General features: G+C 64.7%; 31 protein-coding genes and 1 tRNA gene. 11 read left to right on the forward strand and 21 right to left on the reverse strand.

The window, feature by feature from the left end; genetic code table 11:
- Positions 1–49 precede the first annotated feature (49 nt).
- The 7 genes from AC1ROT_RS18390 to AC1ROT_RS18420 all read left to right on the forward strand — a co-directional run bounded on the left by AC1ROT_RS18390 (position 50) and on the right by AC1ROT_RS18420 (position 9,307).
- Positions 50–1,261 carry an ABC transporter substrate-binding protein gene (locus AC1ROT_RS18390; RefSeq protein WP_492971096.1) on the forward strand — a complete coding sequence of 404 codons (1,212 nt, stop codon included), beginning with the start codon at positions 50–52 and terminating at the stop codon, positions 1,259–1,261.
- 84 nt (positions 1,262–1,345) lie between these two features.
- Positions 1,346–3,253, forward strand: a complete 1,908-nt coding sequence (locus tag AC1ROT_RS18395) for an ABC transporter permease (RefSeq protein WP_493000737.1) — start codon at positions 1,346–1,348, stop codon at positions 3,251–3,253.
- Positions 3,250–4,011, forward strand: a complete 762-nt coding sequence (locus AC1ROT_RS18400) for an ABC transporter ATP-binding protein (protein ID WP_492971094.1) — start codon at positions 3,250–3,252, stop codon at positions 4,009–4,011. The genes AC1ROT_RS18395 and AC1ROT_RS18400 overlap by 4 nt, the downstream gene beginning before the upstream one ends.
- Position 4,012: 1 nt before the next feature.
- On the forward strand, positions 4,013–4,714 hold the full coding sequence (locus AC1ROT_RS18405; protein WP_493000738.1) for an ABC transporter ATP-binding protein: 702 nt from the start codon (positions 4,013–4,015) through the stop codon (positions 4,712–4,714).
- Between the two features lie 10 nt (positions 4,715–4,724).
- A complete protein-coding gene (locus tag AC1ROT_RS18410) occupies positions 4,725–6,767 on the forward strand; it encodes a hydantoinase/oxoprolinase family protein (RefSeq protein WP_493000740.1) in 2,043 nt (680 codons plus the stop codon).
- A 5-nt stretch (positions 6,768–6,772) separates the two neighbouring features.
- Positions 6,773–8,500, forward strand: a complete 1,728-nt coding sequence (locus AC1ROT_RS18415; RefSeq protein WP_493000741.1) for a hydantoinase B/oxoprolinase family protein — start codon at positions 6,773–6,775, stop codon at positions 8,498–8,500.
- 3 nt (positions 8,501–8,503) lie between these two features.
- Positions 8,504–9,307, forward strand: a complete 804-nt coding sequence (locus AC1ROT_RS18420) for a hypothetical protein (protein ID WP_493000743.1) — start codon at positions 8,504–8,506, stop codon at positions 9,305–9,307.
- On the opposite strand, the gene AC1ROT_RS18425 is transcribed toward AC1ROT_RS18420, so the two are convergent.
- Positions 9,297–9,791, reverse strand: a complete 495-nt coding sequence (locus AC1ROT_RS18425) for a hypothetical protein (protein ID WP_492971089.1) — start codon at positions 9,789–9,791, stop codon at positions 9,297–9,299. The two genes, AC1ROT_RS18420 and AC1ROT_RS18425, sit on opposite strands and share 11 nt — an antisense overlap.
- Positions 9,792–9,928: 137 nt before the next feature.
- Here AC1ROT_RS18425 and AC1ROT_RS18430 point away from each other — a divergent pair.
- Positions 9,929–10,005, forward strand: a tRNA-His gene (locus tag AC1ROT_RS18430).
- Between the two features lie 109 nt (positions 10,006–10,114).
- On the opposite strand, the gene AC1ROT_RS18435 is transcribed toward AC1ROT_RS18430, so the two are convergent.
- The 10 genes from AC1ROT_RS18435 to AC1ROT_RS18480 form a co-directional block, all read right to left on the reverse strand.
- Positions 10,115–11,251, reverse strand: a complete 1,137-nt coding sequence (locus AC1ROT_RS18435) for a tyrosine-type recombinase/integrase (protein WP_493000744.1) — start codon at positions 11,249–11,251, stop codon at positions 10,115–10,117.
- Complete coding sequence (locus AC1ROT_RS18440) at positions 11,244–11,504, reverse strand: hypothetical protein (protein ID WP_493000745.1); 261 nt, start codon at positions 11,502–11,504, stop codon at positions 11,244–11,246. The genes AC1ROT_RS18435 and AC1ROT_RS18440 overlap by 8 nt, the downstream gene beginning before the upstream one ends.
- Positions 11,505–11,547: 43 nt before the next feature.
- Complete coding sequence (locus AC1ROT_RS18445; protein ID WP_493000746.1) at positions 11,548–11,787, reverse strand: hypothetical protein; 240 nt, start codon at positions 11,785–11,787, stop codon at positions 11,548–11,550.
- A complete protein-coding gene (locus AC1ROT_RS18450) occupies positions 11,784–12,872 on the reverse strand; it encodes a reverse transcriptase domain-containing protein (protein ID WP_493000748.1) in 1,089 nt (362 codons plus the stop codon). Before AC1ROT_RS18450 ends, AC1ROT_RS18445 begins: the two co-directional genes overlap by 4 nt.
- 308 nt (positions 12,873–13,180) lie before the next feature.
- Complete coding sequence (locus AC1ROT_RS18455) at positions 13,181–13,531, reverse strand: four helix bundle protein (RefSeq protein ID WP_493000750.1); 351 nt, start codon at positions 13,529–13,531, stop codon at positions 13,181–13,183.
- A 60-nt stretch (positions 13,532–13,591) separates the two neighbouring features.
- Positions 13,592–14,149, reverse strand: coding sequence for an Lcl domain-containing protein (locus tag AC1ROT_RS18460; protein ID WP_493000751.1), 558 nt, complete (start codon positions 14,147–14,149; stop codon positions 13,592–13,594).
- A gap of 63 nt (positions 14,150–14,212) precedes the next feature.
- On the reverse strand, positions 14,213–14,890 hold the full coding sequence (locus tag AC1ROT_RS18465) for an Lcl C-terminal domain-containing protein (protein ID WP_493000753.1): 678 nt from the start codon (positions 14,888–14,890) through the stop codon (positions 14,213–14,215).
- A 60-nt stretch (positions 14,891–14,950) separates the two neighbouring features.
- Entirely contained in the window at positions 14,951–15,433 is a 483-nt protein-coding gene (locus tag AC1ROT_RS18470; protein ID WP_493000754.1) for a hypothetical protein, read from the reverse strand.
- Entirely contained in the window at positions 15,430–15,627 is a 198-nt protein-coding gene (locus tag AC1ROT_RS18475) for a hypothetical protein (RefSeq protein ID WP_493000756.1), read from the reverse strand. The genes AC1ROT_RS18470 and AC1ROT_RS18475 overlap by 4 nt, the downstream gene beginning before the upstream one ends.
- Complete coding sequence (locus AC1ROT_RS18480) at positions 15,627–16,190, reverse strand: hypothetical protein (protein ID WP_493000758.1); 564 nt, start codon at positions 16,188–16,190, stop codon at positions 15,627–15,629. Before AC1ROT_RS18480 ends, AC1ROT_RS18475 begins: the two co-directional genes overlap by 1 nt.
- Before the next feature lie 110 nt (positions 16,191–16,300).
- On the opposite strand from AC1ROT_RS18480, the gene AC1ROT_RS18485 reads away from it, so the two are divergent.
- Positions 16,301–16,609 (forward strand): hypothetical protein, encoded by a 309-nt coding sequence (locus tag AC1ROT_RS18485; protein WP_492971080.1) that lies wholly within the window; start codon positions 16,301–16,303, stop codon positions 16,607–16,609.
- A gap of 35 nt (positions 16,610–16,644) precedes the next feature.
- Here AC1ROT_RS18485 and AC1ROT_RS18490 read toward each other — a convergent pair whose 3' ends face one another.
- Genes AC1ROT_RS18490 through AC1ROT_RS18530 form a run of 9 tightly spaced genes read right to left on the reverse strand, consistent with a single transcriptional unit; the run spans position 16,645 to position 19,487 of the window.
- Positions 16,645–17,310, reverse strand: a complete 666-nt coding sequence (locus AC1ROT_RS18490) for a hypothetical protein (RefSeq protein WP_493000760.1) — start codon at positions 17,308–17,310, stop codon at positions 16,645–16,647.
- The gene (locus tag AC1ROT_RS18495) at positions 17,307–17,576 is read right to left on the reverse strand and encodes a hypothetical protein (protein WP_493000762.1); all 270 of its coding nucleotides are present in this window, start codon (positions 17,574–17,576) and stop codon (positions 17,307–17,309) included. Before AC1ROT_RS18495 ends, AC1ROT_RS18490 begins: the two co-directional genes overlap by 4 nt.
- Positions 17,573–17,908 carry a hypothetical protein gene (locus AC1ROT_RS18500; protein ID WP_493000763.1) on the reverse strand — a complete coding sequence of 112 codons (336 nt, stop codon included), beginning with the start codon at positions 17,906–17,908 and terminating at the stop codon, positions 17,573–17,575. Before AC1ROT_RS18500 ends, AC1ROT_RS18495 begins: the two co-directional genes overlap by 4 nt.
- Positions 17,905–18,186, reverse strand: coding sequence for a hypothetical protein (locus tag AC1ROT_RS18505; protein ID WP_493000765.1), 282 nt, complete (start codon positions 18,184–18,186; stop codon positions 17,905–17,907). Before AC1ROT_RS18505 ends, AC1ROT_RS18500 begins: the two co-directional genes overlap by 4 nt.
- Complete coding sequence (locus AC1ROT_RS18510) at positions 18,186–18,362, reverse strand: hypothetical protein (RefSeq protein WP_493000766.1); 177 nt, start codon at positions 18,360–18,362, stop codon at positions 18,186–18,188. The genes AC1ROT_RS18505 and AC1ROT_RS18510 overlap by 1 nt, the downstream gene beginning before the upstream one ends.
- Positions 18,359–18,793 carry a hypothetical protein gene (locus AC1ROT_RS18515; RefSeq protein WP_493000768.1) on the reverse strand — a complete coding sequence of 145 codons (435 nt, stop codon included), beginning with the start codon at positions 18,791–18,793 and terminating at the stop codon, positions 18,359–18,361. The genes AC1ROT_RS18510 and AC1ROT_RS18515 overlap by 4 nt, the downstream gene beginning before the upstream one ends.
- Positions 18,784–18,999 carry a hypothetical protein gene (locus tag AC1ROT_RS18520; protein ID WP_493000770.1) on the reverse strand — a complete coding sequence of 72 codons (216 nt, stop codon included), beginning with the start codon at positions 18,997–18,999 and terminating at the stop codon, positions 18,784–18,786. The genes AC1ROT_RS18515 and AC1ROT_RS18520 overlap by 10 nt, the downstream gene beginning before the upstream one ends.
- 3 nt (positions 19,000–19,002) lie before the next feature.
- Positions 19,003–19,248 carry a hypothetical protein gene (locus AC1ROT_RS18525; protein WP_493000771.1) on the reverse strand — a complete coding sequence of 82 codons (246 nt, stop codon included), beginning with the start codon at positions 19,246–19,248 and terminating at the stop codon, positions 19,003–19,005.
- Positions 19,245–19,487: a hypothetical protein gene (locus AC1ROT_RS18530; RefSeq protein WP_493000773.1), complete on the reverse strand. Its 243-nt coding sequence runs from the start codon at positions 19,485–19,487 to the stop codon at positions 19,245–19,247. Before AC1ROT_RS18530 ends, AC1ROT_RS18525 begins: the two co-directional genes overlap by 4 nt.
- 247 nt (positions 19,488–19,734) lie before the next feature.
- Here AC1ROT_RS18530 and AC1ROT_RS18535 point away from each other — a divergent pair, with 247 nt between their 5' ends.
- Both AC1ROT_RS18535 and AC1ROT_RS18540 read left to right on the forward strand, forming a co-directional pair.
- Positions 19,735–20,442, forward strand: a complete 708-nt coding sequence (locus AC1ROT_RS18535) for a hypothetical protein (protein ID WP_493000775.1) — start codon at positions 19,735–19,737, stop codon at positions 20,440–20,442.
- On the forward strand, positions 20,442–21,308 hold the full coding sequence (locus tag AC1ROT_RS18540; RefSeq protein WP_493000777.1) for a hypothetical protein: 867 nt from the start codon (positions 20,442–20,444) through the stop codon (positions 21,306–21,308). The genes AC1ROT_RS18535 and AC1ROT_RS18540 overlap by 1 nt, the downstream gene beginning before the upstream one ends.
- Before the next feature lie 92 nt (positions 21,309–21,400).
- Here the strand turns inward: AC1ROT_RS18540 and AC1ROT_RS18545 are convergent, their stop codons facing one another.
- Entirely contained in the window at positions 21,401–22,033 is a 633-nt protein-coding gene (locus tag AC1ROT_RS18545; protein WP_493000779.1) for a helix-turn-helix domain-containing protein, read from the reverse strand.
- Positions 22,034–22,103: the final 70 nt, after the last annotated feature.

The following is a 22,103-nucleotide window of genomic DNA, read 5'->3' on the forward strand; positions in this document are numbered from 1 at the left end:
GATTTACGCGTTCGGAATCCACAATACACACACAGGAGGGGCTTACATCATGAACCGCAGGACCTGGTTGAAGTGGAGTGCAGCATTCGGTGCGGCAGCATTTGGATTGATGGCAGGTGGCGCGCAGGCGCAGGACACCATCAAGGTGGGCGAGCTGAATTCCTACAAGGTCTTCGCCGCCTTCCTCGAGCCTTACAAGAAGGGCATGGATCTGGCGGTTGAAGAGATCAATGCCAGTGGCGGCCTGCTCGGCAAGAAGTTCGAGGTTATCAGCCGCGATGATAACGGCCAGACCGGCGATGCTGTGCGCATCGCCGAGGAACTGCTGACCCGTGAAAAGGTCTCGTTCCTGATCGGCACCTTCCCCTCCAATGTCGGCCTGGCGGTTGCCAGCTTCGCCAAGGAGAAGAAGACGCTGTTCATCGGTGCCGAGCCGCTGACCGACAAGATCGTCTGGGAACAGGGCAACAAGTACACCTTCCGCCTGCGCGCTTCGACCTACATGCAGACGGCCATGCTGGTGCCCGACGCCCTGAAGGTGAAGAAAAAGCGCTGGGCCATCGTGTATCCGAACTACGAATACGGCCAGTCGGCTACGGCCGCGTTCAAGAAGCTGATGCTCGAGAAGCAGCCGGATATCGAGTTCGTGATCGAGCAGGCCGTGCCGCTGGGCAAGATCGAAGCCGGTGCCGTGGCCGATGCGATTGCGGCCGCCAAGCCGGATGCGATCTTCTCCTCGCTGTTCGGCGCCGACCTGACCAAGTTCGTCCGCGAAGGCAATACGCGCGGTCTGTTCAAGGGCAAGGAAGGCTTCAACCTGCTGGCCGGCGAACCGGAATATCTCGATCCGCTGGAAGATGAAGTGCCGGTGGGCTGGTATGTCACCGGTTATCCCTGGCAGGACATCGCTACGCCCGAGCACAAGAAGTTCCTGGCGGCCTATCAGGCGAAGTTCAAGGACTATCCGCGCCTGGGTTCGATCGTGGGTTATTCCACCGTGCTGAGCGCGGCGGCGGTCATCAAGAAGGCCGGCACGCTCGATATGGAAAAGCTGGTGGCGGCCATGAAGGGCCTGACCCACAGCACCCCGCTGGGCGATGTTACCTATCGTCCGCAGGACCATCAGTCGACCATGGGTGCCTATGTCGGCAAGCTCGGCTTGAAGAACGGCAAGGGTGTCATGACCGACTGGTACTATGCCGATGGCGCGAAGTTCCTGCCGTCGGATGCCGAAGTCGCCAAAATGCGTCCGGCCGACTGAGTCTGACGTCACGCCTGCATGCTCCCGCCGGTTTCGGCCGGCGGGAGTCTTTCTCTCTCTCCAGACTCTGATCGGGACCAGGCTTTGCTCGCCAATATCGTCATCCAGTTCATGAATGGCCTCGCCGGTGCGTCGTCGCTGTTCATGGTGGCCGCCGGCCTCTCGATCATCTTCGGCGTCAGCCGGATCGTGAATTTCGCCCATGGCTCGCTTTATATGCTGGGCGTCTACCTGTCCTGGAGCCTGATCAATTTCCTCGGCCGCGGCTCGATCCCGAATTTCTGGGCCGGCGTCCTGTTGAGTGCGGTTGCTGTCGGCCTGATCGGTGTGGTCATCGAAGTTCTGGTGTTGCGCCGTATCTACAAGGCGCCGGAATTGTTCCAGTTGCTCGCCACCTTCGCCCTGGTTCTCGTCATCAAGGATGCCGCCCTCTATTTCTGGGGCGCGGAAGACCTGCTTGGTCCGCGCGCGCCGGGCCTGCGCGGCGCCGTCGAAATCATGGGCAAGCGCTTCCCGGAATATGACCTGCTACTGATCGCCATCGGCCCGCTGGTGCTGGGCCTGCTGTGGCTGCTGATGAACCGCACGCGCTGGGGCACGCTGGTCCGCGCCGCCACCCAGGATCGCGAAATGGTCGGTGCGCTCGGCGTCAACCAGAGCTGGCTGTTCACCAGTGTCTTCTTCCTTGGCGCCTTCCTCGCCGGTCTTGGCGGTGCCGTGCAGACGCCACGCGAACCGGCGCAGCTGATGCTGGACATCACCGTGATCTCCGACGCCTTCGTCGTGGTCGTGGTTGGCGGCATGGGTTCGATCGGTGGCGCTTTCCTGGCCGCACTGCTGATTGCCCAGGCCAAGGCCTTCTGCATCGGCCTGGGTGATGTGACGATTTTCGGCACCGTATTCTCCTTCAGCAAATTCACCCTGGTGGTCGAGTTCGTCATCATGGCCGTTGTCCTGGTGGTGCGGCCCTGGGGCCTGCTCGGCAAGCAGCAGGGCGTCCAGCGCGGCGCCTTCATGGTCGAACCGCCGCTCTATCCGCTCAATCGCCCGTTCTGGCTCGCCGTGCTGGGGGCGGTGATCTTCCTCGCGCTGGTGCCGCTGGCCAGCGACAGTTACATGCTGGTGCTGCTGATCGATATTGCGGTCTTCGCGCTCTTCGCTGCCACGCTGCATTTCCTGATGGGTCCGGCGGGCATGGTGTCGTTCGGCCACGCTGCCTATTTCGGGCTCGGCTGCTATGGCGCTGCACTGGTCTTCCTCAAGCTGAAGCTGCCTATGGAACTGGCGCTGCTTGGCGCGCCGATGGCCGGTGGCCTGGGCGCGTTGGTCTTCGGCTGGTTCTGCGTGCGGCTGTCGGGCGTCTATCTTGCCATGCTGACGCTGGCTTTCGCGCAGATCGCCTGGTCGGTGATCTACCAGTGGGACGCCTTCACCGGTGGTTCGAACGGTCTGATCGGCCTGTGGCCGACCGACTGGCTGAAGGATCGCACGGCGTTCTACTATTTTGCCCTCACGCTCTGCGTCGCAGCGATCATTCTGCTGTGGCGCATGGTGCATGCCCCGTTCGGCTATGTGCTGCGCGCCGGGCGCGACTCGCCGCTGCGCGCCGATGCGATCGGCATCAATGTCCGGCGTTTCCAGTGGTTCGGCTTCACCCTGGCCGGCGCTTTCGCTGGCCTGGCCGGCGGCCTGTTCGCTTTCTCCAAGGGCAGCATCTCGCCGGAAGCGCTGTCGGTCTCGCGCTCGGTGGATGGCCTGGTCATGGTGTTGCTGGGTGGTGTGCAGACGCTGACCGGGCCTGTTGCCGGCGCGGCCGTGTTCACCTGGCTGCAGGATGAAATCGCACGGAACACCAATTACTGGCGCGCCATTCTCGGTCTGACGATCCTGGTGATCGTGCTGGCCTTCCCGCAGGGCATCGCCGGCTTCCTCAAGCAGGCAACGGGCTGGGTGTTGCAACGACGCCGTGCTGCTCCGGAGGCCGTGCGATGAGCGTCCTTGCCGTAAGTGGTCTCAACAAGTCTTTCGGCGGCGTGCAGGCCGTGCAGGATGTCGCTTTCTCGGTGGCGGCCGGTGAGTTGCTGGCCCTGATCGGCCCAAATGGCGCCGGCAAAAGCACCTGTTTCAACATGCTGAACGGCCAGCTGAAGCCCGATAGCGGCAGCGTGACCCTGAACGGTCGCAGTCTTGTCGGCATGGCCCCGCGCGATATCTGGCGTCTGGGCGTTGGCCGCACCTTCCAGATCACCGCGACGTTCAACTCGATGACGGTGCGCGAGAATATCCAGATGGCGCTGTTGTCCTTCCATAACGGCCTGATGTCCTTCTGGAAGCCGGCCAACACCATGTATCGCGACGAGGCGATGACCCTACTGGCGCGCGTCGGCATGGCGGACCAGAGCGAACGGCCCTGTGGCATTCTTGCCTATGGCGATCTCAAGCGGGTGGAACTGGCCGTCGCACTGGCCAACCAGCCCAGGCTGCTGCTGATGGATGAGCCGACGGCCGGCATGGCGCCGAACGAACGTATTGCGCTCATGGACCTGACGGCGAAGCTGGCGCGGCAGGACAATATCGCCGTGCTGTTCACGGAACATGACATGGATGTGGTCTTCGCCCAGGCCGACCGCATCATAGTGCTCAATCGCGGCAAGCTGATCGCGGAAGGCAGTCCGGAGCAGGTGCGCGGCAACGCAGAAGTGCAGGCGGTCTATCTCGGGTCCGGCGCCGTGTTCGGGGAGGTGCACTGACATGCTGAGCATCGAAGGCCTCCACACCTATTATGGTCGTGCCCATATCCTGGCCGACCTGGCACTGAACGCCCATCCCGGCGAGGTGGCCGTGCTGCTGGGCCGCAACGGCGCCGGCAAATCGACCACCATGAAATCCGTCATCGGCCTGGTGACGGCGCAGAGCGGTCAGATCAGCTTTGACGGCAGCCGCATCGACCGCCTGTCGCCGCATCGGATCGCCCGGCTGGGGCTGGGCTATGTACCCGAGGACCGCCGCATTTTCACGGATCTCACCGTGATGGAGAATCTGGCGGTCGGCAAACAGAAGCCGCGCGAAGGTGCGCCGACCTGGACGCCCGAGCGCCTGTTCGAACTGTTCCCCAATCTCGGCCGCATGAAGGACCGCCCCGGCGGCCGTATGTCGGGCGGCGAGCAGCAGATGCTGACCATCGCCCGCACCCTGATGGGCAATCCACGCCTGATCCTGCTGGATGAGCCATCGGAAGGCCTGGCGCCGGTGATCGTCGAGCAGATGGCGCGTACCATTCTTCAGTTAAAGGCTGAAGGCCTTTGCGTCCTGCTGTCGGAACAGAACCTGCATTTTGCCCAGATGGTGGCGGATCGCGCCTACATCATCGAAAAGGGCCGCATCCGCTATTCGGGAACGATGACCGAACTTGCTGCCGATGCAGCGGTGCGCGAACAGTATCTGTCGGTGTGAGGGTTTACGTATGGGCTGGATTGTCGGAATCGATGTGGGCGGCACCTTCACCGACCTGATCGGCATCGAACCGCAACTGGGCAAGGTGGCGCTGGCCAAGGTGCCGACCACGCTCGACAACCAGGCCTTTGGCGTACTTGCGGCTCTGGAAAAGGGCGGCATCGCGCTGTCCGAGACCGATACCATCGTGCACGGCACGACCACGACGACCAATGCCTTGCTTGAGCGCAAGGTGGCCAGGATCGGGCTCATCACGACCAAGGGCTTCCGTGACAGTCTCGAGCTTGGCCGCCGCACCCGGCCGCAGCCTTACGGCCTGACCGGGAATTTCGAGCCGCTGGTGCCGCGCCAGTGGCGGCTGGAAGTGCCCGAGCGCATGGATGCCGATGGCGATGTGGTCATTCCTCTGGACGAAGCCGCCGTTCGCGCGGCTGCGATCCAGCTGAAGGATGCCGGCTGCGAGGCGCTGGTGATCCATTTCCTGCATAGCTATATCAACCAGAGTCACGAAAAACGGGCGCTGGAAATCGTCGCTGAAGTCTGGCCGAACAGTTATATCACCGCCGGACACCAGTTGCTCTCCGAGTACCGGGAGTATGAGCGCGGCACCACGGCCTGTGTGAACGCTTCCGTGCAGCCGGTGCTGCATCGCTATATCGAACGCCTGAATGGCGAACTGAAGGCCAAGGGCTTTGCGCGTGACCTTCTGGTCATGCAGGGCAATGGCGGCACGATTGCGGCCGGCATCGTGGCCGAGGCGGCGGTCAACACCGTGATGTCCGGTCCGGCATCCGGCGTGATGGCAGCGGCCTATACGGCGCGCGCCGCCGGCCTGCCCAATGTGATTACCTATGATATGGGCGGCACGTCGTCGGACGTGGGCCTGATCCAGGATGGCGTGCCACAGGTCTCGTCGGAGCTGGAACTCGAATATGCCATGCCGATCCATGTGCCAATGGTGGATGTGCATACCATCGGCGCCGGTGGCGGCTCGATCGCTTTCATCAACGAGGCCGGCATGCTGCAGGTCGGCCCGGAAAGCGCCGGTGCCCGCCCGGGTCCGATCTGCTACGGGCGCGGGGGCACGCGGCCGACCATCACCGATGCCAATCTGGCGCTTGGACGCCTCAATCCCGATGGCCTGCTGGCGGTCGACAGCAAGGTGTCGCTGCAGGATGTGAAGGATGCCATCGCCCGCGATGTGGGCAAGCCGCTGGGCATCAGCACCGACGATGCTGCCGCTGCCATCCTGCGTATTGCCAACGACAAGATGGCCGGTGCCATCCGCATGGTCAGTTTAAGCCGCGGCCACGATCCGCGCGACTTCGCGCTGTTTGCCTTCGGGGGCGCCGGACCGCTGCATGCGGCTGCCCTGGCGCGCGAGCTGGGCATCCCCAAGCTGCTGATCCCGGCGCGCCCGGGCATCACAAATGCGCTGGGCTGCGTGGTGGCCGATCTGCGCCATGATTATGTGCGCACGGTGAACAAGCCGCTGTCCGTGCTCGATGATGGTCTGGTGGCCGAGGTGCTGGCTGCCCAGGTTGCCGAAGGCCGCGCCACCATTGCGCGCGACGGTATCGAGGTCGAGGAGGTGCTGGTCCTGCACACCGCTGACATGCAGTTCCAGGGCCAGAGCCATCTGCTGACCGTGGCAGTGCCGGACAAGAGCATCAGCCGCGACGCCCTGCAGAAGGCTTTCGATGAGGCCTACTGGCAGCGCTTCGAGGTCGAACTGCCGGAAATCCGTGCCGTGCTGGTCAATCTGCACACGGCTGTGATCGGTCGCCGCCCGCAGCTGTCGCTGGATCGCCTGCTGGCCGCCGAGCCGGCCAGGGATGTTGCCGGTGCGAAGAGAGGCAGCCGCCAGGTATGGTATGATGCAGGCGGCTGGCAGGAAACACCGGTTTATGATCGCGAGCGGCTGCCGCGCGGCGCCAGCTTCGCCGGACCGGCCATTCTGGAACAGCTCGATACGACCATTGTTATCGATCCGGGTAATCAGGTGCGTGTGGACAAGCTCGGCAACCTGATCGTTGCCATCAGCGCGGAGTAGGGAGCATGGCAAAAACGCCGATCGATCCGGTCACCCTCGTCGTCATCCAGAACGGCCTGCAGCAGGTCTGCAACGAAATGGACCTGACCTTCTGCCGCGCCGCCTTCTCGCCGGTGATCTCCGAAGCGCTCGACCGTTCGGACGGTATCTATCATGGCGAAACTGGCGAACTGATCGCCCAGGGCGAGCTCGGCCTGCCGGTCTTTGTCGGCACCATGCAGTTCTCCACCCAGGCGGTGATCGAGCGCGCGCGCAATACGCCCGTTCTGGCCCCCAAGCCCGGTGATGTCTATATCGTCAACGATCCCTATCTGGGCGGCACGCATCTGATGGATGTGCGTTTCGTGAAGCCGTTCTTCTACAAGGGCAAGCTGTTTTCCTGGCTGGCCAATACCGGGCACTGGCCTGATATCGGCGGCATGGTGCCGGGCGGATTCTCGGCCAACGCGACCGAAGTGGAGCAGGAAGGCCTGCGCCTGCCACCGGTCAAGCTCTACAAACAGGGTGTGCTGGACGAGGAAATCCTTTCCATCATCCTCAGCAACATTCGCATCGCCGACCAGCGCATCGGCGATATCAAGGCGCAGGCTGCCGCGCTGACTATCGGTGAGAAGCGGCTGACCGCCCTGCTTGACCGCTACGGCGCCGATGTGGTGGCGCAGGCCATCGAGGAGCTGAAGCAGCGTGCCAGCCAGCAGATGCGGGCGCGCATCCGTACCATTCCCGATGGTATCTATCACGGCGAGGCTGTGGTCGATTCCGATGGCGTGGTGGATGAGCCGCTGGTGATCAAGATGAAGGTCACCAAATCAGGCGAGGAAATGCATTTCGACATGACGGGCTCCAGCCCGCCCTGCCGGGGCCCGATGAACAGCGTGATCGCGACGACCTATTCGTCGATCTATCTCGCCGTGAAGCACATCTTCCCCGATGTGCCGATCAATGCCGGCACCTTCGAGCCGCTGAAAGTCCTCGATCCGCACGGCACGTTCCTCTATGCGAAATATCCGCGCCCGGTTTCCGGCTGTGCGGCTGAAGTCAGCCAGCGCATCGCTGAAGCCGTGTTCAACGCGCTGGTGCAGGCAATGCCGGACCGGCTGTTCGCCGCGCCGGCGGGCACCTCGGGCAATCTGGCGCTCGGCGGCTACGACCCGAAGCGCGACCGCAGTTACGTGATGTATGTCATCTCCGGCGGCGGCTATGGCGGCTGGCATGGTGGGGATGGCATCAGCAACGGCTGTTCTACGATTGGTATTTCCAAGACCACGCCGATCGAGGTGATGGAGCAGTATTACCCCGTGCTGTTCGAGGAATACTCGCTGCATGAAGGTTCCGGCGGCGCCGGCCAGCATCGCGGCGGTTTCGGGGTCAATTACACCATTCGTTTGCGCCGCGGCGAGGCGCGCGCCTCGATGGTGATGGACCATGGCCGCAGCGGGCCGCGCGGCGTGCTGGGCGGTGAAGACGGCGGCCTCAACACCGTGCGGATCGATCTGCAGCAGAAGGATGGCGTGAAATCCTATGTGCCGCCACATCTGTCCAAGGACCAGGATATCGAGATCAAGGTGGGCGATCGCCTGCATGTCTCCACCCCGGGCGGCGGTGGTTATGGCGATCCGGCCAAACGCGATCCGGCCGAAGTCGCCCGTGATATCGAGCGTGGCTATTACACGCCGAAGCAGATTGCCGACCGCTTCGGCGTAATGCCGCAAGCCAAATCGGCCGCCGAGTAACCGATGCTGGCCGAACTGGCGGTCTGGGCTGGCGTCTCGGCCGATCCGCCGGCGCGGCAGCTGGGTTATGCGAAAGCGGCCGTCAGCCTGTGGTCGCGGCACCGGCGCTGCGCCAGCGTCTGGGCAGAGCATGAAGCCAATACCAAAGCCTTCGCGCTGCAGGTGGCGCAGGATTGCCGGCGCCGGGAGACGGCCTGGCTGCTCGGGGCCGGTACTCTTGCCGACCTGCCGCTGACCGAACTGAGCAAGATGTTCGCGCATGTTATCGTTTTTGACATTGCGCTGCTGCCGGGTGCGCGCCGGACTGCCCGTCGGTTTCCCAATCTGGAACTGCGACTGGCCGATGTGACCGGCGTTGTTCAGCCCTTGGCAGAATGGCGACGCGGCATGCCACTGCCGATCCCGTCCGACGACATCCTCGGCACTCTCGATCCCGTGCCGCCAGACTGCGTCTTGTCGCTGAACATTCTGTCGCAGCTGCCGTTGCTGCCGATGGATTATATACGGCGTCAGGGTATCACGATGACAGCCGCCGACGGTTTCGGCCGGGACATCCTGCGTGCCCATCTGGCTGCCCTGGCGCGGTTCAACTGCCCGGTGGGGCTGGTTGCCGATGCGAAGCGGGTCTGGCGCAGCCGGGCGGGGGAAGCGGTCATGAGCGAGAGTGCCGTGATCGACGTGACCCTGCCTCCGCCGCAGAAAAGCTGGATCTGGCCGGTGGCCCCCCGTGGCGAAATCGATCCTGAGGCTGGTTTGGAAATGACGGTGCAGGCCGCGAGACTGGGTGTCGCGAAGACTACTTCTTGATCAGCTGCACAGTCTCGATGACGAAACCGCGCTCGGGCGGGAATTTGCGCATCATGGTGCGACGCACTTCGTCCTCGCTGCTGGCCTGCAGTTCCAGGTAATTGATTTCGCTCCACTTGTCGTCGAGCTGGCGGTGTTTTTCACCCATCATATGGGCGCGGCGAACTTCCTGATTGAAGATGCCGATGCTGAAGGTCTTGGTGTTGGCTTCCTTGGCGACGGCCGCGCTGGCCATCTTTTCCAGTTTTGCCACCTGGGCCTCAAGCTCGAACTTCTGCTTGTTCAGCTCGGTGATTTTCGTCTGGGCGGTCTTGGTGAATTTTTCCAGTTCATCCAGACGCTGACCGCGCCGGATCACCTCGGCCGAGCTCCACTCATAGGCCATGACCTGCTTCTTATGCTGGGCGACAAGGTGCAGCACAATGAAGACGGCTCCAGGCACACCGATCAGCAGTGCGACCAAGACGAGGAAGAAACCGGACATGCCAAATGTCTTACCGGAGCCGGAAAATCCCCACAAGATGCTGAATTACCGGCAAAAAGTTTAAGAGCCTGGGCGCAGGGCCTCCCGAGGACGCTTGACCCGGGTAATCGGCCCGGTTTATGAAGCGCGTACCTGTGGCGGGGGTAGCTCAGTTGGTTAGAGCACCAGATTGTGGCTCTGGGGGTCGCGGGTTCAAGTCCCGTTCCTCGCCCCAAATATTATGACGGCGGATCAAAGGCTTAGCCTCTGATCCGCCGTTCGTCTTTTGGGCGGTTTGCAATAAAACCGCCTGCGGGGCCGCTGCCGGTTTGCAAACGGCCATGTCAGCGCTGGCGCGGATCGAAGCGGGCCAGCTTGCCGCCGGCGCGGCGGGCCACCAGTTTCTGGCGGACCTCGCGGGTATAGTGCTGGAACATCTGCACCGTCATGCCGACCGCATCGGCGCCCTCGCGTTCATCGCAGCCGGCTTCCACCAGGCGGGCGCAGGCCGACTTGCGCAGGCCATGGGCCGAATAGCCCGGATGGCCGATCGACCGCATGAACCGGGTGATGCTGTGTTTCAGCCAGTCGACCTGCCAGGGCTGGCCGTTATGCGGCGCCAGCAGGATGAAGGTGGACGGCTGGTCGCGGGCGGCATTCTCGGCCCAGGCTTCGTCCAGCATCAGCTTCAGCGCCGGATGGGCGGGGATCCAGACCTTGCGGCCGGTCTTGCGCGTCACCACCTCGATGCCGTCGCCATCGTATTGCGGCCAGCGCAGGGCGGCCACGTCGCTGATCCGCTGGCCGGTGTAGAGGAAGGCGACCAGGGCGCGGCGCAGTTCTTTCGGCGCGCGATCGAGCGCCGTGGCGATCACGTCTTCGGGCCAGCGCGGGATGCCGATGCCGGCCTTGTGCTGGCGCCGCATGCGGAAGGCGGGATTGTATTTCAGGCCGCCGTAGCGGCTGGGGCGATCGAGCGCGAAGTTGAAGGCGGTCGAGATCACGTCGATGCAGGTATCGGCCTTGCGGGTGGTGCTGACCGTGACGGTGACGGCGGCGCCATCCACCTGGCGCTGCACCTTGCGCGGTTTCGAGATCGCATCCTGCAGCGCTACGCAGTCTTCGCGCTCGGTGCCGCCGACCGGCAGGTCGCCCCATCTGGCCGAGACGAAATCGATATGGGTCTGGTAAAGATCGCGGGTGCTGGCGGCGAGATTGATCCAGTCGGGATGCTGCTGCCATTCGGCGAACAGGGCGCGCCAGCTGCCGGGGATGATGGCGCGGTCGCCTTCGGCATCGGCCGCACTGGCGGCCTGGTCGGGCCGTTCCATCTGGGCATTGAGTTCGGCCAGGCGGGCGATGAATTCGGGTGAGCCGGGTAGGCCGGGCAGCCGCGTGCCGGTGGGGCGATGGTAATAATAGACCCGCCCGTCCGGCTTGCGGGTGGTGTTGACATAAGGGATGACAGACTTCTTAGGCATGCTCCAGGGCGGCCTGGTAGGGGGTCTTGGCGGCGGGCGTGCCTGATCCAAGCGTCTGATCGGCGCGGTTGTCAATCCACTTCTGCACGGCCGTGCGGTGCCAGCCGCCCAGCAGCGGATCGCGCAGCGGGTGGCCGGCCGCCTTCAGGTCTTCCCAATGGGCCCAGAACCAGCTGGCGGAATGCTCGTGCATGGCCGCCACCTGCGCAGCCGACAGGATGCCGGAACGAAGGCGGCGGATGCGGGCGCTCATGTGGGGCAATCCATGGCTCCGTCTACACCGGGCCTGTACATGGTTAGGCTTCGCCTCCCGCTCGGCCGGCAACAATCTCCATATGCCTGGCCTTAACTTGCATAGGCAGTGCGTCTACCAAAATTCTGGTTAGCATTTCGTGGTCTTTCGCAGGCTGCACAGCGATAAGAACAGCAGCTGCGCCCATCAGGCTGGCCATCGCGCCATATACGTCGCACTCTTTATTTTTCACCGCCGTGGCTGCCATCATGGCAAGCCGTTCTCTCAAGTCGTTATCGCTCATGCCGGCTTCACCTTGGTCAGGTCACGGGCAACCTTAAGCCCGCGCCGGTGGGCGAGGCGGGCGATGGCTGTGCATTGATTGCGGCTGCCGGTGTGGCGGAACAGCCCGAGGTAGGAGTTTACGCTTTCGGCCAGGTCTTCCCTCGGCATGGTGGAAAGCCGGTGCATGGCCGCCCTGTGCGTCCTGGCGCGGCCGATGGTGCGATACGGGCGGATGACCTGGCCGACGAAATCGACGCCGCGTTCGGCGGGTTGGATGCTGGTCTTGCTCTCGGCCAGTTTCAGACCGATCGTGCCCAGGTGATCGCGGATGGTATCCGCCGCGCGCAGCAGCACCTTCGGATCTGCATGGACCAGCACCATGTCATCGACGTAGCGGACATAGCAGCGCATGCCGAGGCGCCGCTTGATCATCTGGTCGAGGCCGTCGAGATAGACATTGGCGAAGAACTGGCTTGAGAGATTGCCGATCGGCAGGCCGGTTCCGAGCGGCGCATGGAACAGGCTCTTGTGGCGCGGCACCATGGCCATGTGGCGTGCATCGCCGCGCTGGATCGCACCCTGGCGAACGTCCTGAAACACCAGCTTGCGGCACAGGTCCAGCATGGTCTGGTCTTGCACGCGATGTGACAGCATGCCGAACAGATCGGCCTGCCGGATCGAGCCGAAGAAATTGGCGATGTCGGCCTTCAGCACGAAGGCGGGTCTGGTCCAAGACTTGGATACGCTCAGCAGATGACGCCGCAGCCTGTCGGCGCCATAGAGGGTGCCGCGCCCGGGGATGCAGGCGCAGGACCCGGCAATGAATGACGGTTCATACAGCGGTGCGATGGCACGATAGACCAGATGATGCACAATGCGATCGCGGAAGTTGGCGGCCCAGACCTCGCGTGGCTTTGGCCTGGTGATGGCAAACACGGTGGCCGGTGCCGGCGACCAGGTGCCCGCCTGCAGTTCGCGCAGCAGGGCGAGCAGGTTATCTTCCAGATTGACCTCGAATTCTAGAGCGGCACGCGTGTTGCGCTTCGCCCGGCGGCAGTCGTAATAGGCTTCGAAAAGCTGGGCCACGGTGATCTCTGATGGCATATAGGATTCCATTTGCGGACAGCGCGGACCCGGCAGCTCCAGTCCTTGTCGTTGTTGTTCTGGTTGCCGTTGTTGAAGTTCTGAATCCACGCGTAGCCGTACAGACGGGGGTTTACAGGCCGGGCCGGCGATTGCTGCAGCTTCGAATGAAGATTGGGCATCGACGCCAGCCAGGCTGCGCCGGGACGCGCGGGGGAGCAGTCCCGCCGTATCCCTGGTGGCGCATGGAGCGGCGACATATGGCATCCGTCTCGCCGCTACCCCGACCAAATGATGCGCACGGACCCGAAGGCCATGACCCTCGGGCATCAGGCGCGGTCCTTGTAGTAATTCAGCCATCCCGTCAGCTGTTTGCCGATCACGTCGGTGAGTTCGACCGTGGCCCCGAATTGGCCCGCTGAGATCAGGTGAAGATCCTTGGAAAGCCGAAGCTGCAGCTTGAGTGTTTCGAGTTTCTCTCGCAGCTTCTCCAGATGCGGCGACTTGTCGGAAGCGCTGTTGGCGCGGAAGATTCCGGTAACCAGCGTCTGGGCTTCGGTGGATACATCGCGCGCCAGACCCTGCCGATACCCGCGCGCATACTGCTGCGTCAGCTTCATGATGAGTTGCAGCAGTTCGTAACACGGCTGGTAAATCGGCAGAGTCTCGGCGCGCGCCATGCAAAATCTCCTCAGGCCGCAACACCCGGGCCGCTCAGCGGCCCGGGAATGGATGAAGGGTTAAATTGGACATTTGCGGACAGCGCGGACCCGGCAGCTCCAGGCCTTGCCGTCGCTGAGCTGGCCGCCGCCGTAGAAGTTCTGAACCCACGCGTAGCCGGCCGACCATTCGGTGCTGGTCCAGTACCAGGCGTCGAGATCGAAGGCTTCCGGGCCGCCTTCCAAGAAGTCCTCGGCGGTGGTCTGCACCGGGACGTGATCGTCTTCCGGCGTCAGGTTGGCGCGCAGCACCGACATCTGCTCCAGCGCCGGAAGATGCCAGTCATCGAATCCGCCGATGCGCAGATCGTGGCAGAACCTGGCAGCCGGGTGATTGTCATCCAGTGCCTTGGTGTTGGCGAGGCCATCGACCAGCGAGCGCGCCTCGGTCTGTTTGCCGCTGCCGCCCCATTCAAGTTTGGCGGCGGCCTGACCCTCGGTCTTCGGCGCGACGATCAGCGCATGGCGGATGCCGTGTTCGTAATAGAGGCCGGCGAAGAAGCCGCCGCCGAAGGCCGCGCCGATTGCGGGGATCGCAATGGCGGCCTCTTTGGGAATCGATGTGGTCATGTCGTTCATGGATTTTCTCCTGGTTGAAACAGCGCGCCCGGGCCGCTTAGCGGCCCGGGAAGTGATTAAGGGTTAAAGGGGGTATTTGCGGACAGCGCGGACCCGGCAGCTCCAGGCCTTGTCGAAGTTGTCCTGGTAGCCGTAGTTGACGTACTGAACCCACGCGTAGCCGTCCGAATGCTCTGTGCTGGTCCAGTACCATGTGCGGCTGAATGCCTGCGCGCCGCCTTCTTTGAAGGCGTCTGCAACCGTCTGCTCCGGCACATAGTCCTTGCCGGGCATCAGGGTCTCGGCCAGCAATGCGGCCTCGTGACGGCTGGGCAGATACCAGTCGTCGTAACCGCCAATGCGCAGGCTGCGGCAGAACTTGGCGGCGGGATGGGCGTCATCATTCATGGCGTCCGAGTTGGCTAGGCCATCACGCAGGCCGCGCGCGGCCAAGTCATCGGTGCGCGCGGTCTTGAACACGCCTTCGGTTTCGCCACCATCCTTCGGCGCGACGATCAGACCGTAGGGCTTGCCATCGGCGCCAAAGAATTTTCCGGCGAAGAAGCCGCCCTGGATCGGTGCGCCGATCTTTGGGAGTCTGGGCGGGCGTTTGACAGCGGCTGTGGGAGCGGCCTTGACCGCCGGCCGGGCCAGCAAGCGCCGAGATTTCGGCGCTGCCGCCTTGCGGGCTGCCTGCCGGGTGATTTTCTTCGTCTTTGCCGCGGGCTTCGCGGCCTTCTTTTTCTTCGCAGGTTTGGTCACGCGAAAGCTCCTCTGAATGCCGGAAACCGCCGGCGCGGTTCTGATGAAAAGGTCTTGGCGTTACTCGCAGCCTTTGCCGACGATCTCGCCGCGATGGCCAGCCGTGAATATTTTCCAGTGCCGCCAGCCCTGCGGGCACCAGAAGCCCCATTCGCGCACGCGCGGGCCGGTGATGAAGAGGGTCCAGCACGGGCCGGCATGCAGCAGCACGCGATGCGCCTGGCTGGGGCGGCGGAAGGCGAGGGTGCCAGCGCGCAGGACCCGCCGGGTGGTGGTGCCGCCGCGCGTGGGCAGGATCTCGGTATATTCGCCGTCGAGCAGCAGGCTGCAGTTCACCCATGGGTGATCGTGCAGCGCGCGGTCATCGTCGCTGCGCAGGAAGTGGTGCAGGTAGATGTTGAACCAGCGATTGCGCGGGATCAGATACCAGCGGCGGAGATACGGCCGGTCAGTGCCGCCGATGACGATATCGGGGGCGCGGCGCGCGGCTTCGATCCGGCCGGACTCGGTGATAATGGCCACGATGGCGCGGTGCAGTTTCATGATGCGGTTTCCTCGGGTGGCATGGCGATGGGCGGGGCGAGAGGCGGTGCGAATTTCGCGTAGCGCTGGCGCCAGGCGCCGCGCAGCTTGACGGCCAGCAGCTCCACCAGCTTTTCGCGGATGGCCTTGGGCAGCGGCAGCGCGGCTTCCACGGCGCTGACAACATCGCGGGCGAAGCGGTCGGCCCAGTCCATCAGGAGACGGCCTTCTGCTCGTGCTGAAGGCCGGCCGAGTAAACGTAAGCATCCAGACTGAGGACGAAGCGCAGCGCCATGGCGGCCGTCTGAATCGCTTCCTCGCGGACATCCTCCGGCGTCGATTTATGCGGCTCGTAGATGGCCTGCAGGATGGCCTTGTCGAGTTCGCCATATTCCTCGCCCAGCACGGCAAGGGCGTGGATGGGATCGGTCGGCCAGGTGGGAAACTTCACGGTGGCGCGGGCCAGTTCGGTGAAGATGGGCACAAGGCGCGCGTCCATCGGCGGGCCCGACCGCATGTTCCAGGCCTTGCCGGCTTCGATCTGCGATGTGTGAAAGTTCACGCCCTCGGTGGCGACACCGCAGCCGGTGCAGACCACCTGGTGCAGATCGGCGCTGCCAGATATCTGCGCCTGCACGGCGCGGTCGTAGGGCTCGGACAGATGGATCAGCGCGTATTCCGCCGCCGCGCCACAGAAGGGACAGGCCAGCAGATCGGGGCCATCAGCGGGGAAGGGCTGGTTTTCGTTGGCGGTGCTGGTGCTGGCTGAATCGGTCATCGGGCGGCTCCCGTCGGCTGGCTGAATTGGAGTTGACCGGCCCGGACGGGCGCGGCAGGGTGGTGGAAAGGGGCAGGTTGAATCGCAAGGATTGGGCGAGGGGCAGACCGATGGCCGTATTCGAGCATCCGATGAACGGGCACCGCGAGACGGTGGGCCTGCTGCCGGTGGTCTGGGCGACGCTGCTGGGGCCGTTCTACCTGCTGGGCTGCGGCCTGTGGTCCTACCTGCTGTGGTGGCTGCTGCTGGTGCCGATCCTGTGCCTGATCGTCTGGTATGTGGCCGCCGCCGTGATGCTGTCGGGCAACATGCTGGTGCTGCTCGCCTTGCTTTTCCTGCCGAATTTCATCGTGGCGCTGGGCGTGCCCGATGCGCTGCGGCAGAAATACCTGCGGCAGGGCTGGGTGCGGGTGGACTGATCCGCACAGGACTGATCCGGACATGATTGCGGCGGTCACTGCGCCACCTCGGCCGCGATATCGGATGCCGACAGATCCGCGGCGTAGCGCCCGGGCATGAAGGCGGCGGGGCCGAGGCGGTCCTGCAGCTGCTCCAGGCGGCGGCGCCAGCGTTCGGCGGCCTGCACCCAGCTTTCGGGGCGGATGGTGCCGATGCGCAGCGACACCGGCGGCAGGCCGCGCAGCACGGCGCGGCGGGCCACGGTATCGGGCAGCAGGTCGGTCAGTTCGGCCGCTTCCATGATGCGCACGGCCTCGGCCTGCGCGCGCTCGATCGCCGGCGGCATGTCGGGCGGCAGGCCGGCGCGGGCGAAGATGGCGCGATCGAAGGGCCCGACCAGGCCGCGCCAGACAATGGGAAAATCCGGGATGGCCATGGACAGGCTCTGCCGCACCGCCGGCGCGATGCCGCGCAGATAGGCCAGATGGGCATTGTGCAGCAGGCCGTAGGCCTCGGTCTGGGGCTGCGGCAGGTCTTGCCGCCGCGCCAGGATATCGGCCACCAGGCGGGCATGCTGGGCCTCGGAATAGAAGCTGGCGGCATGGCCGCCGAGCCGGCAGAGCTTGGCCAGGCTGTCGGCGATCTCGACAAAGGCGATGGCGCCGGGCGCGGGCGCGGCCAGGTCCACGCGGTTGCCGCGCAGGGTGAGCATGGCGGTCATTCCGTGGGCCTTCCCGCCAGGCCGCAATAGCCCAGTGCCGCGCTGGCACCGCCGCCGCGCATGGTGATGCGTGGTTGGCCGGTTTCGCCGATGCTGTCCCAGCGCCAGGCCATGCGGCAGGCGCTGCCAATGCAGTGGCGGATGGTCGGCCATGGGCCAACGGCGGTGTTAAAATCCGGATTGCCTTCATCGACTGTTTGCCTGCCGCAACCGGCCGGCCCGATGCAGGTCGCCTGCTGCGCCGCGCTTTCACTGAGCAGGGTCATGCGCGCACCCGCTCGATCTCAAATCGCGCTTCCTGGCCTTTGCACTCGGGATGCCGGGTGATGCGGTAGCGCTGGTCGCTCCACAGGGTGAAACCCCGCATGAAATCGACCTCGATGGTGATCGGCGCGGCGTTCAGGTCGCGGGTGAAGACATCGTTGTGACCATCGAAACAGTGGATCGCCCATTCCTCCACGCTGTCCCAGCCGGATTCCGGATTGTCGGCATCCCACCAGGTGCTGGTCACGCCAAGGCCAGACACCACGGCGCTGGCGATGCGGCGGCGCAGATGCAGCCACCAAGTGGCAATCCGGCTTCTGGGTTTCTTTCTCATGGCGTCGCGGTCCCTTCGATGGTTGCGGCCCGCTGCAGCAGGTCTTCGGCTTCGGCGCGGTCGCCGCAGCGGGCGGCGGTGGCAGCCTGGAGGCGCAGCGCCTGGGCGTCGGTCTCGGCCTGGCGGCGCTGGCGTTCGGCAAAGGACATCTGCAGCGTGGCGTAGTCGGGCGCGCCCGGTCTTTCGAAAGGGGGCTTGTCCTGCCGGGTGCGCGGCTCGCGGCCCATGCCGCGCGGCAGGCGGCCACCGGTGAGCATGCGGCGGTATTTGCCAGCCATCACAGCGCCCCGAAGATGAAGGTTTCGGCGATCAGATGCGGGTGCTTGATCATGCCGAAGACATGGACCCCGGCGATGATCAGGCCGAGCGCGAAGCCGCAGCCGAAGACGCCGGCGGCATAGCCGAGCCAGCCGAGCGCGGTGCGCGGGAGATAGGGGCGCAGGTCGGCGATCATCCTCGGCCACCATTAAGAGTTGGAACCCGCATGCGGGCGGCCGGCCGCGCGCGGTAGCCTGCCCTTCTATGCAGTTCAAAAGGTCCATAGCCGAAGTCAGCAATGATTCTTTGCTGCACCTTCTTGGGGATGGCATTCATGGCCTCCGGAGGATGGTCCGGTTGCAGATGCCAGGTTTCGATATCGATTCCGGCAATGACTTCCGTCGCGCGCTTTGCTTCTTCCGGTTTGGAATAGAGGCCAGCAACATTCGCTAGCGACAAACCGGTCGGCAAATGCGTAATCACCCAGTACCTGTCGTGGTGATCAACATTGGCGGGATTCGGGTGGGCCACGCCGAACATGCCATTGAATGTCCAGCCATCGACAGTAATGGGCGGGTGCTTGGCCCGCATGACCTGGAAGGTTTCCTGCTGCCAGGTCATCGCCATGCCTCCACCTTCGCGGCGCAGATGATGTCGACCTCGCGCACCGCCGCGGCAAGCGTTGCGTCTGTGAGGTCGCGGAACAGCCGGACAGCGGCAGGTCTGCCGCCGGCGCTGTATGCGCCCTTGATGCGGCCGGTCTCTTCCGTTGTCAGCGCGCGTGGCGTTTCCGTGAACTGGCGGCCCGGATCACCGATGATGACGGTTTCCATTTCTCAGGCCTCCGCCAGCTTCTGCGCCAGGTCGGGGTGCTGGCGCGCGAACAGGGCGCGGGCGCGGTCGCCATGCAGGGCGATCTCGTCCGGGGTGAAGCCGGCATCCAGCAGGTGGTAGTTGTCGCAGCGGCCGACCTGCTGCGCGGCTTTGGCGATGGCGGCGGCCATGCGTTCGGTGCAGGAGGGCGCGCGGCCGGGATCGGCGAGGCCGTGGCGCGTGGTGGTGACGGCACTGGGCATGGTCATGCGGCAATCTTCCGCGCCTGGTATTCGCCGCACCATTCCTCGGCCTCGGTGCGCGACCAGGCGCCATGCAGCACCACCACGGTGCCGCCATTGCTGCCGCGGTGTTCCTCGACGCCCTGGGGCGGGAAGCGGCGGCAGACGCCGGGGCCGCCATTGTCGCGTGACCAGAAGCGGCAGGTGCCGCAGCGGGGGATCGTCTGGTTGACGGGTTCGGTGGCGCGGCTGGCTGTGGTGGTCATCGGACGGCCTCTGTGCGTGTCGATGAGGTTTATTTAAACCAGAAAGTTTAAACAGGCAAGTTTAAAATCGGGCCGATGATGCGAATGGCTCGCTACAACCAAATTTGAAGGGATATGCAACTTTCCCGGTTGCCTGTGTGACGGTCCTGTGCATAGTTGCACTGGCGTGCAGCGATGCACGCCGGAGGTAGCGACCAGATCAAGGGTTGCAGCCTCAGGGGCAGGGCGGACGAACCGGGGTGGACAGATGCGGAAATCGCAGCAGGTTCAGGATGGCGTGCAGCTGGCACTGGGCCAGCGCTTCGCCGCAGCGATGCAGCAATACGGCCATGGCCTGAGCGATGACGAGGAACGGCAACTGCCGATCGTGGCGCAGACGCACCGCACCACGCTGGGGCGCTGGGCCGCGACCGGCAACCTGGATGTGGCGGCCCTTCTGCGGCTGGACCAGTGGTTCGCCCGGCGCGGCCGCGCGGGGTTCCTGACCGCCGTTCTGGGCCAGCCGGCCCTGGCGATGGCGGAATGGAAGGCCGAACGCGAATCGGTCGCCATCGCCAAGGCCAAACAGTTCCGCGGGCTGATCGCCGCCGCGAAACAGCCGGGCGGCAATGCGATGGAAGCCTTGGAACGCGCCGGGCTGCTGGCGAAGGCGCATGTGATCCTGCTGGCTGACGGCCGCGCGATCAGCACGCATATCGGCAGCGCCACGGTGGTGTCGCCCGATCTGCGCGGACGCGACATCCGCGATCGCGCCAACACCAGTTATGCCGGACTGATCCATGCGCAGGTGGTGGGCGCCAGTGCCGCGCCGACGCTGCACAGGCTGGAAGACAGCCAGGGCAACAGCTACCGCAGTCTGCGGATTCCGTTCCGTGCCTCGCGCCGGGCCTCTGCGGTGGAAGTGGTGGCGGTGCCGTTCGACATCCGCAGCAACGCCGGCTACCTGGTGCGCTGATGGCCATCGCTGTGCGGGATTACGCCGAAGGGCAGGCGCTGCCCTATCCGCTGCGCGCGGCCGCGGCGAGCGCCATCTGGCAGCTGGATGCGGATCTACATGCCGACGGTATCGAGGCGCTGGTGACGCATGACCTGCATTACCTGGCTGGCGTGTTCGACAGCTGGGGCGCGCGTCTGCCGGCGACCGCGAATCCGGATTACTGGCCGCTGGACAGCCGGCCGGATGCGACCATCGCCGTGCTGCTGCGGCGCGACCGCATGGTGATCGGTGTCAGCGCGATGCGGCTGATATGGCTGGAGGACACACTGCAGGACGCTTTCCAGAGCGGCCGCTTTTTCTACGGCGACGATCCGGCGAACAAACCTGCCGGCTGGCAGGCGGAGTGCCGGGTGGCGCAGACGGCGGCGATCGCCAACTGCCCGGTGATCTACAACTGCTGTTACCGCATGGCGGGGCAGGATGAAGACATGATCGTGCCGAAAGCGCAGGCGAAGACCAGTTGGCGCATGCTGCGGTTGGCGCAGGCGCTGGCGCTGGTGCATCTGCGCTGGAGCTGGATGATCGCGCGCGGCGGCGAGGCGATGGCGATGCGGTTCTCGGCGCCGGCCAGCGGCATGACCAGTTTCGCGCGTGGCCTGTATGTCTATCCGCCGGGACAGCGCCAGCCGGAGAAGTGGCAGCATCTGATGTTTGCCACCCGCGGCGACGTCAAGCTGAGTGTCACCGAGGACATGAACTATCGCCGGGGCGAGAGCCTGCTGGCGCCCCTGCCGCTGGCGCCCGAGCGCGAGGCGGTGGAGCGGGACGCGGTGGAGCGGGACGCGGCGGCGCATCTGAATGGCAGCCAGGGAAAACTGGCATGACCGACCATGATGTGGCGCGGATCGCGGCGATCATGCTGGGCGTGGAAATCGCCTGCAGCATGCAGGGCGGGGCAGGGTCAGGCGGGGCAGGGTCAGGCGGGCGACTTGCTGCGCCGCCGCGCGGCGGGCGCGCCGGCAACGTCATCCGTCTGGCGGATATCCGTGATGATGTCGGCCAGCGGCCGGCCAGCGGCATTCTGCTCGCGAGCCTCCAGCGCACGGGCGATGGCCTTGTGCTCTTGCGCGCGGGTCAGCGGGATGCCGGTGGCACGCAGGCCGGTGCGGACCAGGGCCTCGAAGGCGTCGTCATCGAGTCCGGCCAGACCGGAACCGGCGGGGGTGGCGGTTAGGCCGGGATGCTGCAGCCGCATGAGAATGGCGGTGCGGTCCTCGGGCGCTGCGGCGGCATAGAGCTGCAGCAGTTTCAGCGTATCATCGGCGAGATCGCCGGGCGGAATGGTGATGGTGCGGCCGCCGCGCGGGCCGGCCTCGACCTTGAAGGCGACCTTGTGGGCCTTGCCGGCCGGGGGTGCGTCCGCGCCGGCGACGAAGGCGACCAGCTTGCGCCGCACCTTTTCGCTGATCTCGGCCACGCGGTCATCTTCCAGCCTGGAGACATGCATCTGACTGACGCCCAGATCGGCGGCGAGCTTGGCCTGGGTCCATTTCAGCGCCTTGCGGCGGGCGCGGATGGCTGCGCCGGGCGGGATGGTGAGATCGTTCACGGTGGCCAGCATCTTAAACAAATATGTTTAAATTTACCGGCTTAGCGGGCTTCGGTCTACGCCCAATGCG

This window comes from Ferrovibrio sp. GW821-FHT12E11, assembly GCF_058806975.1.

Bases quoted from the DNA above. Each gene is read 5' to 3' on its own strand.
- AC1ROT_RS18390 (WP_492971096.1), top strand. From the start codon at position 50: ATGAACCGCAGGACCTGGTTGAAGTGGAGTGCAGCATTCGGTGCGGCA.
- AC1ROT_RS18400 (WP_492971094.1), top strand. From the start codon at position 3,250: ATGAGCGTCCTTGCCGTAAGTGGTCTCAACAAGTCTTTCGGCGGCGTG.
- AC1ROT_RS18405 (WP_493000738.1), top strand. From the start codon at position 4,013: ATGCTGAGCATCGAAGGCCTCCACACCTATTATGGTCGTGCCCATATC.
- AC1ROT_RS18410 (WP_493000740.1), top strand. From the start codon at position 4,725: ATGGGCTGGATTGTCGGAATCGATGTGGGCGGCACCTTCACCGACCTG.
- AC1ROT_RS18415 (WP_493000741.1), top strand. From the start codon at position 6,773: ATGGCAAAAACGCCGATCGATCCGGTCACCCTCGTCGTCATCCAGAAC.
- AC1ROT_RS18420 (WP_493000743.1), top strand. From the start codon at position 8,504: ATGCTGGCCGAACTGGCGGTCTGGGCTGGCGTCTCGGCCGATCCGCCG.
- AC1ROT_RS18425 (WP_492971089.1), bottom strand. From the start codon at position 9,791: ATGTCCGGTTTCTTCCTCGTCTTGGTCGCACTGCTGATCGGTGTGCCT.
- AC1ROT_RS18435 (WP_493000744.1), bottom strand. From the start codon at position 11,251: ATGCCTAAGAAGTCTGTCATCCCTTATGTCAACACCACCCGCAAGCCG.
- AC1ROT_RS18440 (WP_493000745.1), bottom strand. From the start codon at position 11,504: ATGAGCGCCCGCATCCGCCGCCTTCGTTCCGGCATCCTGTCGGCTGCG.
- AC1ROT_RS18445 (WP_493000746.1), bottom strand. From the start codon at position 11,787: ATGAGCGATAACGACTTGAGAGAACGGCTTGCCATGATGGCAGCCACG.
- AC1ROT_RS18450 (WP_493000748.1), bottom strand. From the start codon at position 12,872: ATGCCATCAGAGATCACCGTGGCCCAGCTTTTCGAAGCCTATTACGAC.
- AC1ROT_RS18455 (WP_493000750.1), bottom strand. From the start codon at position 13,531: ATGGCGCGCGCCGAGACTCTGCCGATTTACCAGCCGTGTTACGAACTG.
- AC1ROT_RS18460 (WP_493000751.1), bottom strand. From the start codon at position 14,149: ATGAACGACATGACCACATCGATTCCCAAAGAGGCCGCCATTGCGATC.
- AC1ROT_RS18470 (WP_493000754.1), bottom strand. From the start codon at position 15,433: ATGAAACTGCACCGCGCCATCGTGGCCATTATCACCGAGTCCGGCCGG.
- AC1ROT_RS18475 (WP_493000756.1), bottom strand. From the start codon at position 15,627: ATGGACTGGGCCGACCGCTTCGCCCGCGATGTTGTCAGCGCCGTGGAA.
- AC1ROT_RS18480 (WP_493000758.1), bottom strand. From the start codon at position 16,190: ATGACCGATTCAGCCAGCACCAGCACCGCCAACGAAAACCAGCCCTTC.
- AC1ROT_RS18485 (WP_492971080.1), top strand. From the start codon at position 16,301: ATGGCCGTATTCGAGCATCCGATGAACGGGCACCGCGAGACGGTGGGC.
- AC1ROT_RS18490 (WP_493000760.1), bottom strand. From the start codon at position 17,310: ATGACCGCCATGCTCACCCTGCGCGGCAACCGCGTGGACCTGGCCGCG.
- AC1ROT_RS18495 (WP_493000762.1), bottom strand. From the start codon at position 17,576: ATGACCCTGCTCAGTGAAAGCGCGGCGCAGCAGGCGACCTGCATCGGG.
- AC1ROT_RS18500 (WP_493000763.1), bottom strand. From the start codon at position 17,908: ATGAGAAAGAAACCCAGAAGCCGGATTGCCACTTGGTGGCTGCATCTG.
- AC1ROT_RS18505 (WP_493000765.1), bottom strand. From the start codon at position 18,186: ATGGCTGGCAAATACCGCCGCATGCTCACCGGTGGCCGCCTGCCGCGC.
- AC1ROT_RS18510 (WP_493000766.1), bottom strand. From the start codon at position 18,362: ATGATCGCCGACCTGCGCCCCTATCTCCCGCGCACCGCGCTCGGCTGG.
- AC1ROT_RS18515 (WP_493000768.1), bottom strand. From the start codon at position 18,793: ATGGCGATGACCTGGCAGCAGGAAACCTTCCAGGTCATGCGGGCCAAG.
- AC1ROT_RS18520 (WP_493000770.1), bottom strand. From the start codon at position 18,999: ATGGAAACCGTCATCATCGGTGATCCGGGCCGCCAGTTCACGGAAACG.
- AC1ROT_RS18525 (WP_493000771.1), bottom strand. From the start codon at position 19,248: ATGACCATGCCCAGTGCCGTCACCACCACGCGCCACGGCCTCGCCGAT.
- AC1ROT_RS18530 (WP_493000773.1), bottom strand. From the start codon at position 19,487: ATGACCACCACAGCCAGCCGCGCCACCGAACCCGTCAACCAGACGATC.
- AC1ROT_RS18535 (WP_493000775.1), top strand. From the start codon at position 19,735: ATGCGGAAATCGCAGCAGGTTCAGGATGGCGTGCAGCTGGCACTGGGC.
- AC1ROT_RS18540 (WP_493000777.1), top strand. From the start codon at position 20,442: ATGGCCATCGCTGTGCGGGATTACGCCGAAGGGCAGGCGCTGCCCTAT.